Below are 12,597 nucleotides of genomic sequence, written 5' to 3'. Positions count from 1 at the left end.
GCCGGTCGCCGCGGCAGCCCTGGGCGTGGGCGTCGGCGTGGCCATCGGCATCGCCTGGTACGGCCGGCACCGCCGCACCCGCGCCGCCACCACCCCCACCGTCTGAGGCCGCGCCGCGCAGCGCGGCAGCTCAGGACGCGGCGAGGACCTCGTCGCCGATGAGCGTGATCTGCTCGGCGCCGACCTCCACGGCGGCCATGTAGTGGCGCAGCCAGGAGCGCAGCCCGTCGGGGGTGCCGGTGGCGAAGGCGCCGGCCGCGCCGACGTACTCGGGCTCCCGCTCCCGGTGGCCGACGTCGACGGCGACCAGCCCACGCGGGTCGAACCCGGTGGAGATCAGCACCAGTCGGGCGGCGGCCCGCGCCACCACCCCGGACGGGCCGGCGAACGGGCGCAGGTTCAGCAGCTCGCCGTGCACCACGGCGGCCAGCACCAGCGGCGGCACCTTCGTGCCCCCGGCCACCAGCGCGGCCAGCCCGTCGAGGCGGGCCGCCACCACCGGGTCGGCCACCGGGCGGCCCAGCTCGGCCTCGGGGACCACGTCGCGGGCCGCGAGCACGTGCAGCCGGGCGAGGGCCTGGCGCGGCGCCTTCGGCCAGAGGTCGCTCAGCCCGGGCAGCGCCCCGGCCACCCGCAGCGCGCCCTGGAGCAGCGGGTCGGTGACCGTCCCCGCGCGTACCTCCTCGCGGTCATGCACCCGGCCCTCCAGCGCGGCGCTGGCCACGGCCGAGCGGAGGCTGACCTCGGCGGCGACCTGGCCGCCCTGGCGGCGCAGCGCGCGGTGCCGGTGGGCCTGGTCGACCCGGTCGCGGGCCCGCTCGACGGCGAGCGCGATGTCGGCGAGCGCGAGCAGCGGGGCGAGCGGGTCGGTGGTCACCCCGCCACGCTAGCGATCCCCGTGCCCCGCCGGAGCGCCAGCCGCCGGGAAGCGACGCGAACCACTCTCCTCTGCTGCTCGGCGCGCCCCGGGGGCCACTGGGCGCGTGACGGGTGACCGGGCGGTCGCGGCGGGGGGCGCGCCGGGACTAACCTCACCCGGGTAGGAGACGCAGGTCACGCGATGAAGGAGTCACCGCATGAGCGAGGCATTGGCCAACTTGCTGAACGAGACGCGCCAGTTCCCGCCGCCGGCCGAGCTCGCCGCGAACGCCAACGTGACCGCGGACGCGTACGGCGAGGCGGCCGAGGACCGGCTCGCCTTCTGGGAGCGCCAGGCCGGGCGGCTGCACTGGGCCCGCCAGTGGGACCAGGTGCTCGACTGGTCGACCGCGCCCTTCGCGAAGTGGTTCGTCGGCGGTCAGCTCAACGTGGCGTACAACTGCCTGGACCGGCACGTGGAGGCCGGCCGGGGCGACAAGGTGGCGATCCACTGGGAGGGCGAGCCGGGCGACACCCGCACCGTCACCTACGCGGACCTGCACAAGCTCACCTGCCAGGCGGCGAACGCGCTGACCGAGCTGGGCGTCACGGCCGGCGACCGGGTGGCGATCTACCTGCCGATGATTCCCGAGGCCGCGGTGGCGATGCTGGCCTGCGCCCGGATCGGCGCCACGCACAGCGTGGTCTTCGGCGGCTTCTCGGCCGACGCGCTGACCAACCGGATCCAGGACGCCAGCGCCAAGGTGGTGATCACCGCGGACGGCGGCTTCCGCCGCGGCAAGCCGTCCGCGCTCAAGCCGACCGTCGACGAGGCGGTGGCCAACTGCCCGTCGGTGGAGCACGTGCTGGTCGTCCGCCGCACCGGCGAGGAGGTCGCCTGGTCGGCGAAGGACCACTGGTGGCACGAGACGGTGGAGACCGCCTCGCCGGAGCACACCGCCCAGCCGTTCGACGCCGAGCACCCGCTCTACATCCTCTACACGAGCGGCACCACGGCCCGGCCCAAGGGCATCCTGCACACCACCGGCGGCTACCTCACCCAGGCGTCGTACACCACGCACGCGGTCTTCGACCTCAAGCCGGAGACCGACGTCTACTGGTGCACCGCCGACATCGGCTGGGTCACCGGGCACTCCTACATCGTCTACGGCCCGCTCTCCAACGGCGCCACCCAGGTCATGTACGAGGGCACTCCGGACACCCCGCACAAGGGCCGGTTCTGGGAGATCGTCGACAAGTACAAGGTCACCATCCTGTACACCGCGCCGACCCTGATCCGCACCATGATGAAGTGGGGCGAGGACATCCCCGCCGGCTACGACCTCTCGTCGCTGCGCCTGCTGGGCAGCGTCGGTGAGCCGATCAACCCGGAGGCGTGGATCTGGTACCGCCAGTACGTCGGCCGGGGCGAGCTGCCCGTCGTCGACACCTGGTGGCAGACCGAGACCGGCGCGATCATGATCTCTCCGCTGCCGGGCGTCACCGAGGCCAAGCCCGGCTCGGCGATGACCGCGCTGCCCGGCATCGTCGCCGACGTGGTGGACGACCAGGGCCAGTCGGTGCCCAACGGCGGTGGCGGCTACCTCGTCCTCCGCGAGCCGTGGCCGTCGATGCTGCGCACCATCTGGGGCGACGACAACCGCTTCATCGAGACCTACTGGTCGCGCTTCGGGGCCGGCGCCAACCAGGGAGGCGACTGGGTCTACTTCGCCGGCGACGGGGCGAAGAAGGACGACGACGGGCACATCTGGCTGCTCGGCCGGGTCGACGACGTGATGCTGGTGTCCGGCCACAACATCTCCACCACCGAGGTGGAGTCGGCGTTGGTCAGCCACCCGTCGGTGGCCGAGGCGGCGGTGGTCGGCGCGACCGACCCGACCACCGGCCAGGCGATCGTCGCCTTCGCCATCCCGCGCGGCAGCACGGAGATCTCCGGTGCGGCCGGCGAGCAGCTCATCGCCGACCTGCGCAACCACGTGGCCAAGACGCTCGGCCCGATCGCCAAGCCGCGGCAGATCATGCTGGTGCCGGAGCTGCCGAAGACCCGCTCCGGCAAGATCATGCGCCGGCTGCTGCGGGACGTCGCGGAGCACCGCTCCCTCGGCGACGTCACCACGCTCCAGGACTCCTCGGTGATGGACATGATCTCCTCGGGCATGGGCGGCGGCAAGTCCGACGAGGACTGAGCGCAGAACTAGCTCTGACGGTGGGTGGCGGGTCCGGACGGGCCGTCACCCACCGTCGTTCTGTGGAGACAGCTGTCGGAAATTCGGTGGAGGTTCGGCAGGCTGATCGGCCAGAGGCTATGTCGCCCCCTGTCGATGGAGCGCCTCTTCGGTTAGGTTCGCCGCATCGGACCGGTTCGACGGGGGTCGCTACGACCGCGACCGGCCGGTTCCCCCCTCCCATGCCCTACGAACGGAGTGGCATGCACACATTTCCACGGTCCGGGTCACGCCGACGCCTACTCGTCGCGCTGCCCGCCATCGCCCTCGCCGCCACGTCGCTGACCGTGACGGGCAGCGCGGCCGCTCAGTCGTCCGGCAGCGCCCGGGCCACGATCGGGGCGGACGACTACTACATCAACTACGCCGAGCCGGAGGTCCAGCCGGACACGGCGGGCAAGGAGGTCAAGGGCAAGGACGGGGTCTACTCCAGCCCGGTCGACGCGGCGCGGGCCTACGACCGCAAGTTCGCCGGCGGCAACCCGAAGGCCGCCCGGGAACTGGCCAAGCTGGAGGCCAAGGCCATCAAGACGGGGCAGAGCCCCCGCCAGATCAAGCAGGCCAAGGGCACCCAGACCGCCAAGCTGCTCACCCTGCTGGTGGAGTTCAACGACCAGGCGAACGACGACTTCACCAACGTGTACGTGCCGAAGACGGTCTTCGAGGACCGGAGCTGTGTCCTCGGCACCGTGCAGAACGGCCCGAAGCACAACCAGATCGCCGACCCGGCCACTCTGCCGCACAAGGACAACAACTCGATGTGGGTGCCGGACTTCTCCCCGGCGCACTACGACAAGATGCTCTACACCAAGGAGGGCATCACCGACCGGGTCCGCACGGACCTGACCGGGCCGGACGGCAAGCCGGGCGTCGACATCTCCGGGCGCACCATGCACAACATGTACCTGGAGATGTCCAAGGGTGCGTACACGGTCGACGGGCAGGCAAGCCCGTGGATCACCGTGCCGCACTCGGAGGGCTGGTACGCGGCCTCCCGCTGCTTCAAGGACGAGAACGGCAACTGGGTCGCCGGTCGTGAGCAGTCGATGAACGGCCACCCGGACAACCCGCAGGGCGCCGGCCGGCTGGCCACCGACGCGGTGGACGCGCTGGCCAAGATGGACCCGAACTTCCCGTGGGCCGACTACGACATCGAGGACCAGGGCGACGCCGACGGCGACGGCAACGTCAACGAGCCCGACGGCGTGATCGACCACCTGGTGCTGGTGCACGCCAACCAGGGCAAGTCGCGCGGCGGCGGCGACGTGGGCGTCTACTCGGTCTGGGCGCACTCCTCGACGGTGGCCGGCGGCTACACCATCCCGGGCACCAACAAGAAGGTGGCCAACTACATCGTGCAGCCGGAGGACGCCGGCGTCGGTGTGTTCGCCCACGAGTTCGGTCACGACCTGGGCCTGCCGGACCTCTACGACACCTCCGGCAACGCCGACTCGGACGTCGACTTCTGGGACCTGATGGCTTCGGGTTCGCACAGCGGCGAGATCTTCCAGGCGATGCCGACCCACATGGGCCTCTGGGACAAGTGGGTGCTCGGCTGGGCCGACCCGCTGACCCTGAACCCGGGTGACGACCCGCGCTCGGTGCAGCTGGGGCAGACCTCGAACACCCCGGTCGGCACCAAGGACGGCATCAAGATCAACCTGCCGGACAAGGTGATCACGCTGGCGCAGCCGCACAGCGGCGCCAACATGTGGTACTCCGGGGCCGACCAGGACTGGGCGGACGTCAAGCTGAGCCGCACGGTGACCGTCCCGAACGCCGCGGACGCGAAGTTCTGGATGTGGAACAACTACGTCATCGAGGCGGACTGGGACTACGGCTTCCTGGAGGTCTCCACCAACGGTGGCGCCACCTGGTCCGAGCAGAAGGTCTACGACGCCACCGGCAAGCTCGTCACCACCAACGACGGGTACGCCGACCCGAACGGCCGGATGGTCGACTTCGGCAACAAGAAGTACGGCCTGACCGGCAGCACCGGCGGCTGGCGGCACGACTACGTCGACCTGTCGGCGTTCGCCGGGCAGACCATCCAGGTCCGGCTGCGGTACGCCACCGACGAGGCGTTCGTGGAGCGCGGCTGGTTCGCCGACGACTTCTCGGTCACCGGCGGCGGCGCCACCACCTGGAGCGACGACGTCGAGGGCGGCGCCAACGGCTGGACCCAGACCGGCGGCACCTTCACCGACACCACCGGCGCCGGCTGGCACGTCGACTCGGGCACCCAGGTCAAGTCGCACTACTACCTGGCCGAGTGGCGCAACTTCGACGGCTTCGACAAGGGCCTGAAGTACACCTACGACACGGTCTACTCGCACGAGGCGTGGAAGGTCGACCGGGTCTCCTACAACGCGCCGGGCATGCTGGTCTGGTACCGGGACACCGAGCTCGGCGACGTCAACCACGTCACCGCGCAGATGACCGCGCTGCCCAGCTACGGGGCCAAGGGCGGTCTGCTGATCGTCGACTCGCACAACGACCCGCTGCGCCGGCAGGGCGAGGCGGCCGTCAAGGACACGTCGGTGCTGGACAACTTGCCCAGCCGCCCGCAGTCGTCCAACGCGGCCTTCTCGCTGAACCCGACGTACCCCTTCAAGGAGTGCCTGGAGGCGGCGAACGAGCCGTACAGCGAGTACTGCACCAACTTCGGCGCCCAGGCCCCGGTGTCCGCGTTCAGCGACACCAAGGGCTGGTACCCGGGCATCGAGATCCGCAACGGCTCCGCGTACGCCCGGGACAACGACGCCTCGGTCGTCGTCCCGTCGCGGGGCAACGCGAAGTACACCACCCGGGTGACCAACCCCGACGGCACGCCGGCCACGGCGTACTACGGGGCCACCCTGGGCGGCGGGGCGATCGTGCTCGGCACCGGCAACCCCGGTGACGCGGGCGTCGCGTACGGCGTCTCGATCACCATCAAGCGGGCGGCCGCGGACAACTCGTACGCCACGGTGTACGTGACCCCGGCAACCCCGTGACCTGACACGCCGAGGGGCGCGTCGGAACCACACGACGGGGCCCGTCTGGAGCACACTGCTCCGGACGGGCCCCGTCCGTCTTACGCGCCGGCAATTTTTCTCCAGGACCGTGTGACATTTTCGCGGGCTCCTGCGCTCCCCTTTGGGGACCTCATAATCGCCATTACTCAACGTGATCGTGACCAAAACGTAATGTGAGTCGGCGTCGCACCGCTGAGCGCTTTCGCCCGGAATTGTCCGGGAATCTGGGCCCGCACATCAGGTGATTGACCGGTGACAACGATGCAAACACCTGTCATTGTGAGTGACGCATGACATGACAGTGATGGCTTTCGCCGTCTCCGTCATGTAACAGTTCCACAAAGGAGGAGGACCTTTGAGGAGACGAGTCACAGCGGGCCTGGCCTCGGCCGCGGCCGCGCTGCTGGCAGCCGGTGTCGTCACGACGCCGGCGTCCGCCGCTCCGGCGGCGGAGCCCACCCCCGGCGTCGAGAAGGCCAAGCACAAGGACAACCTGGCGGATCCGAAGGCGGATCAGCAGCGGGAGGTCAAGAAGCAGGCGATCGCCGACCTGCTGCAGGGCAAGGCCAAGCTCCAGACGCGCAACGGCTCGAAGGTCATCCAGGTCAAGGACGACCTGTTCGTCGAGTACCAGCAGGCCCCGAAGACCGACCCGATCTTCACCATGCTGGTCAACTTCGGCGACAAGACCGACCCCCGCACCGGTGGAGCTGCCGGTCCGGTGGTCAACCAGATCCCCGAGCCGGACCGCAACTGGGACGGCAGCTCCACCGACGACAACAGCACCCTGTGGCGGTCCAACTTCGACCGGGCCCACTACATGGACATGTTCTACGGTGAGGGCGAGTCGTTCCGGGACTTCTACCTCAAGCAGTCCGGCGGCCGGTACACCGTCAACGGCGACGTGAGCGACTGGGTCACCGTTCCCTACAACGAGGCCCGGTACGGCAGCAACGCCATCTCCGAGGCCGACGGCTACTGGAACTTCATCAAGGACAGCTCCACGTCCTGGTACGAGGCCCAGGTCAAGGCCGGCAAGACGCCGCAGCAGATCAAGGACTACCTGGCCCAGTTCGACATCTGGGACCGGTACGACTTCGACGGCGACGGCAACTTCAACGAGCCCGACGGCTACCTCGACCACTTCCAGGCGGTGCACGCCGGTGAGGGCGAGGAGGCCGGCGGCGGCGCCCAGGGCGAGGACGCCATCTGGTCGCACCGCTGGGCGGCGTTCACCAACCTCGAGGGCAAGGCCGGCCCGGCCGGCAACCTCGCGGGCGGTGTGCAGATCGGCGACACCGGGATGTGGATCCGTGACTACACCACGGAGCCGGAGAACGGCGGCCTCGGCGTCTTCGCCCACGAGTACGGTCACGACCTCGGTCTGCCGGACCTGTACGACACCGCGGGCGGCGACAACGGCGTCGGCTTCTGGAGCCTGATGTCCTCCGGTTCGTGGCTCGGCCACGGCACCGACGACATCGGCTCGACCCCGGGCTACATGGACCCGTGGTCGAAGCTCTACCTGGGCTGGCTGAACCACACCACGGTCGACTACGGCAAGGGCAGCACCCAGGTGACCCTGGGCCCGGCCGGCGACAGCGACGGGCCGAAGGCCCAGGCGGTCGTCGTCAACCTGCCCGCGCAGACGCAGACCACGAACTACAACACGCCGTTCGGCGGTTCGTACGAGTGGTGGGGTGGCAGCGCGGACGACCTGAACGCCTCGCTGACCCGCACCCTGGACCTGACCGGCGCGACCTCCGCGTCGATCACCTCCAAGCTGCAGTACGACATCGAAGAGGACTACGACTACCTCTACGCCGAGGTGTCCACCAACGGCGGCGCCACCTGGACCGACCTGAAGAACAACCTGGTCGACTCCGGTGACAGCGGCATCGACGGTTCCAGCAACGGCGCGTGGGTCGACTCGACCTACGACCTGTCGGCGTTCGCCGGTCAGACCGTGCTGTTCCGCTACCGCTACGCGACCGACGGTGGCGTGCACTTCGCCGGTCCGTTCCTGGACAACGTCTCGCTGACCAAGAACGGCTCGGTCGCGTGGACCGACGACGCGGAGACCCTCGCCGCGGAGTGGACCGCCAAGGGTTGGACCCGGATCACCGGTTCGGTGACCGACACCTACCCGCGCTTCTACATCGCCGAGAACCGGACCTGGTTCGGTTACGACGACACGCTGCGGACCGGCCCGTACAACTACGGGTTCGCCAGCCGCCCGAACTGGGTGGAGCACCTCTCCAACCACCAGGGCATGCTGGTCTGGTACGTGAACTACGCGTACGGCGACAACAACACGTCGCAGCACCCGGGCTACGGCCTGAACCTGCCGGTGGACGTCCGTCCCGACAAGATCAACGTTGGCGGGCAGGGCGTCATCACCAACCGGCGCAACGGCTACGACGCCACGTTCAGCCTGTACGCCAAGCCGGCGCAGACCTTCCACAAGAACGACGTGGCGGTCACCGTTCCGGCGCTCGACCCGCAGCCGATCTTCAGCGACAAGGGCGTCGGCAAGTACTACACCTCGGGCAACCCGTGGAACTCGGTGAAGGTGGCCGGCACCGGCACCACCATCGAGATCCTGAAGCAGGGCACCACCCCGACCAGCGACATGGTCGTCAAGGTCACCAACTGATCGGGTAGCACCACACGGCAGGGGCCGTCGGCGGAGACGCCGGCGGCCCCTTTCGCGTACCCCGAAACCTTTCGCCCCAGCTCAACCCAGCCGATCGACCGATCCCGATGTGACGGCGAGGAGCGTTCCCAACAAAAACTTGCTACAAATCGACGCGCCTGTCTTCCCACGCGTCACGGGAATGTCTATCTTCACCAGTGGTCCCACAAGTGGGACCGTCCACCGGCCCGTACCCCCGTAGGGCCGGTTCCCTCACACCGGAGGTACCACGTGCGCAAAGTCGCAGTGGGTCTGCTCGGGCTTTCGCTGACGGCGACGGGACTGGTGGCGGGCACGGCCGCCAGCGCGGCGCCGACCCCGAAGCTGCCGGCTGCCGCTCCGGCGGCGGCCGAGCCGCAGGCCCCTCACGATCTGCCGGACAAGCTCGAGGACAAGCGGCGGGCACTCCGCCAGGAGGGCCTCAGCGAGGTTCTGTCCGGCCGGGCCAAGGCCCAGAAGATCAACGGCAGCACCGTCGTCAAGGTCGGCGAGACCGCCGGCGGCGCGGCGGCGGCGGCCGGCGCCCGGACCGCCAGCAACAAGGCGGGCAAGAAGGACCAGTACGTCGAGCTGGCCCGGGAACGGACCGACAAGATCTTCGTGATCCTCGCCGAGTTCGGCGACGAGCGCGACCCGGCCTACCCGGACAAGGACACGAACCCGGACATCGCAGGTCCGACCCGGTTCGACGGTCCGCGGCACAACGAGATTCCGCAGCCCAACCGAGCCGTGGACAACTCCACCGTCTGGCAGGCCGACTACAGCGCCGACTACTTCCGGCAGCTGTACTTCGGCACCAAGCCGGGCGACGAGTCGCTCAAGCAGTACTACGAGGCCCAGTCGTCCGGCCGTTACACGGTGGACGGCGAGGTCACCGACTGGGTGAAGGTCAAGTACAACGCCGCCCGGTACGGCCGCTCGGACGACCCGATCGCCGACGACTCGGACGACCCGGCCAACGACCCGGCGGTCTGCGCGGACAACGTCTGCCCGAACACCTGGGATCTGATCCGCGACGCCGCCAACCAGTGGGTCGCCGACCAGAAGGCCAAGGGCCGCACCGATGCCCAGATCAAGGCCGACATGCAGTCGTTCGACCAGTGGGACCGGTTCGACTACGACGGCGACGGCAACTTCAACGAGCCGGACGGCTACATCGACCACTTCCAGATCGTCCACTCCGGCGGCGACCAGGCCGACGGTGACCCGCACCAGGGTGAGGACGCCATCTGGAGCCACCGGTGGTCGGCGTACAACACGTCCCGCGTCGGTCCGCCGAACTTCCCGATCGGCGGCACCCAGATCGGCGACACCGGCGTCTGGATCCGCGACTACACGATCCAGCCGGAGAACGGTGGCCGCAGCGTCTTCTACCACGAGTACGGCCACGACCTCGGCCTGCCGGACGACTACAACAACATCAACGGCGGCGACAACAACAACGAGCACTGGACCCTGATGGCCCAGAGCCGGCTCGGCGGCAAGAACGACCAGGGCATCGGCGAGCGCGGTGGCGACCTCGGCGCCTGGAACAAGCTCCAGCTCGGCTGGCTCGACTACGAGGTGGTCAAGGCCGGGCAGAAGCGGGACCTGAACCTGGGCCCGGAGGAGTACAACTCCAAGAAGGCGCAGGCCGCGGTCGTGGTGCTGCCGCAGCGGGAGTACACCTTCCAGTACGGCGCTCCGTTCGAGGGCACCAAGCAGTACTTCTCCGGTAACGACGACGACCTGGACAACACCATGACCAGGACGCTCGACTTCACCGGGAAGACCTCGGCGGCGCTGTCCATGAAGGGGCGCTTCAACATCGAGACCGGCTACGACTACCTCTTCTTCGAGGCGTCGCTGGACGGCGGCAAGACCTGGGCCGCTCTGCCGGGCACGGTCAACGGCAAGCCGATCCCGCCGGTGTCCAACACCGACCCGACGCCGGGTCTGACCGGCAGCAGCGCGGGCAAGTGGGTGGACATCAACATCCCGATGGACGCGGCGGCCGGCAAGATCGTGCAGTTCCGCTTCCACTACGTCACCGACGGTGGCGTGGCCTCGGGCGGCTTCTTCGGTGACGCCATCACGGTGACCGCCGACGGCCAGACCCTGCTCAGCGACGGCGCCGAGGCCGGTGCCGGGGACTGGGCGCTCAAGGGCTGGACCATCGCCGAGGCGACCTACACCCGCCTCTTCGACAACTACTACATCGCCGGCAACCGGTCGTACGTCTCGTACGACAAGTACCTGAAGACCGGCCCGTACTTCTTCGGCTACGCGAACACCCGTCCGGACTGGGTGGACCACTACGCGTACCAGACGGGTCTGCTGATCTCGTACTGGAACCTCCGGTACGCGGACAACGACACGTTCGAGCACCCGGGTGAGGGTCGTAACCTCTACATCGACGCGCACCCGCGGCCGATCTACAACCTGACCGGCGCCCCGTGGCGGGCCCGCGTCCAGGTCTACGACGCGCCGTTCAGCCTGAAGAAGGCGGACTCGTTCACGCTGCACATCAACAGCCAGCCGCAGTACATCCGTGGCCAGGCCGCGCAGCCGCTGTTCGACGACACCAAGCAGTACTGGTACCCGGAGCTGCCGAACCACGGCGTCAAGCTCCCGGCCGCCGGCGTCAAGATCAAGGTTCTCCAGCAGGACGGCACCTCGATGAAGGTCCGCTTCTCCTGAGCCGCTGATCACCGCTACACCCCGCGATGCCCGGGCAGGTCACCTGCCCGGGCATCGCCCTTTCCGGCGGCCGCCCCGGCCGCGGCGCGGCCGGCGCCGCCCCGGAGAATCCCCTGATCCTCGTGACCTGCGGGGCCGCCCACGCGGCGCCCGCCCTAGGCTGTGCCCCATGACCGACCAGCGCGGCGGACCCGTCGACGAGTCCTGTGTCCTCCCCGAGGGGCCGTGGACGCACCGGTTCGTCGGCGCCAACGGCAGCCGCTTCCACGTCGTCGAGGCCGGCACCGGCCCCATGGTGCTCTTCCTGCACGGCTTCCCCGAGTACTGGTACGCCTGGCACGAGATGCTGCCGGCGGTCGCCGACGCCGGCTTCCGCGCCGTCGCGGTCGACCTGCGGGGCTACGGCGCGAGCGACAAGCCACCCCGGGGGTACGACGGCTACACCCTCGCCGCCGACGTGGCCGGGCTGATCCGGGCCCTCGGCGAACGGTCGGCCACCCTGGTCGGCAGCGGCGCCGGCGGGCTCATCGCCTGGACGGCCGCCTCGTTCCACCCCACCCTGGTACGGCGACTCGTGGTGCTCGGCGCGCCGCACCCGCTCCGCCTCCGGGCCGCCATCTTCGCCGACCCGCGCGGCCAGTTCACCGCGTCCACGCCCGCGCTGAAGTTCCAGCTCCCCCGCTACGAGCACGTGCTGACCCGCGACGACGCCGCCGAGGTGGAGGCGATGCTGCGCCGGTGGGGCGGGCCGCACTGGGTGAACGGCCCCGACTTCGACGCGTACGCCCGGTGCTGCCGGGTGGCCATGCAGATCCCGCAGGCGGCGTTCTGCGCCATGGAGGGCTACCGCTGGGCGTTCCGGTCGGTGCTGCGACTGCACGGCTACCGGTTCGTCCGGCTGATGCAGAAGCCGCTGACCACACCCACCCTCCAGCTGCACGGCGCGCTCGACCGCGCCTCACTGCCCCGCACCGCCCAGGGCTCCGGCCGCTACGTCACCGCCCCCTACGAGTGGCGGCTGCTCGACGGAGTGGGCCACTTCCCGCACGTGGAGGCCCGGGACCTGGTGCTCGGCGAGATCCTGCGCTGGACGAAATCCTGA

At 69.6% G+C, this 12,597-nt stretch carries 6 protein-coding genes and 1 pseudogene; 6 read left to right on the top strand and 1 reads right to left on the bottom strand.

Features of this window, described 5'->3' with window-relative positions; all coding sequences use genetic code 11:
• A pseudogene (locus NLX85_RS33585) lies at positions 1–106 on the top strand (HAD-IB family hydrolase); the annotation flags it as partial.
• A gap of 24 nt (positions 107–130) precedes the next feature.
• Here NLX85_RS33585 and NLX85_RS30225 read toward each other — a convergent pair.
• Positions 131–877, bottom strand: a complete 747-nt coding sequence (locus NLX85_RS30225; protein WP_254340883.1) for an oxidoreductase — start codon at positions 875–877, stop codon at positions 131–133.
• Positions 878–1,076: 199 nt separating this feature from the next.
• On the opposite strand from NLX85_RS30225, the gene acs reads away from it, so the two are divergent.
• From acs to NLX85_RS30200, 5 genes are all read left to right on the top strand, one after another.
• Positions 1,077–3,065 carry an acetate--CoA ligase gene (acs, locus tag NLX85_RS30220; protein WP_254340882.1) on the top strand — a complete coding sequence of 663 codons (1,989 nt, stop codon included), beginning with the start codon at positions 1,077–1,079 and terminating at the stop codon, positions 3,063–3,065.
• A gap of 242 nt (positions 3,066–3,307) precedes the next feature.
• Positions 3,308–6,100: an immune inhibitor A domain-containing protein gene (locus NLX85_RS30215; protein ID WP_254340880.1), complete on the top strand. Its 2,793-nt coding sequence runs from the start codon at positions 3,308–3,310 to the stop codon at positions 6,098–6,100.
• A 376-nt stretch (positions 6,101–6,476) separates the two neighbouring features.
• Entirely contained in the window at positions 6,477–8,777 is a 2,301-nt protein-coding gene (locus NLX85_RS30210; protein ID WP_254340878.1) for an immune inhibitor A domain-containing protein, read from the top strand.
• 285 nt (positions 8,778–9,062) lie between these two features.
• A complete protein-coding gene (locus NLX85_RS30205) occupies positions 9,063–11,495 on the top strand; it encodes an immune inhibitor A domain-containing protein (RefSeq protein ID WP_254340933.1) in 2,433 nt (810 codons plus the stop codon).
• Positions 11,496–11,664: 169 nt separating this feature from the next.
• A complete protein-coding gene (locus NLX85_RS30200; protein ID WP_254340876.1) occupies positions 11,665–12,597 on the top strand; it encodes an alpha/beta fold hydrolase in 933 nt (310 codons plus the stop codon).

It is taken from the genome of Micromonospora sp. A3M-1-15, assembly GCF_024213425.1.
In the GTDB taxonomy this organism is placed as follows: Bacteria; Actinomycetota; Actinomycetes; order Mycobacteriales; family Micromonosporaceae; genus Micromonospora; species Micromonospora chersina.
Note: the sequence above shows the minus strand (reverse complement) of the source record. Positions and strands in the feature narration are given on the sequence as shown.

What these genes read in the sequence shown, in the direction of transcription:
- NLX85_RS30215 (WP_254340880.1), top strand. Translation starts at nt 3,308, where the DNA reads ATGCACACATTTCCACGGTCCGGGTCACGCCGACGCCTACTCGTCGCG.
- acs (WP_254340882.1), top strand. Translation starts at nt 1,077, where the DNA reads ATGAGCGAGGCATTGGCCAACTTGCTGAACGAGACGCGCCAGTTCCCG.
- NLX85_RS30200 (WP_254340876.1), top strand. Translation starts at nt 11,665, where the DNA reads ATGACCGACCAGCGCGGCGGACCCGTCGACGAGTCCTGTGTCCTCCCC.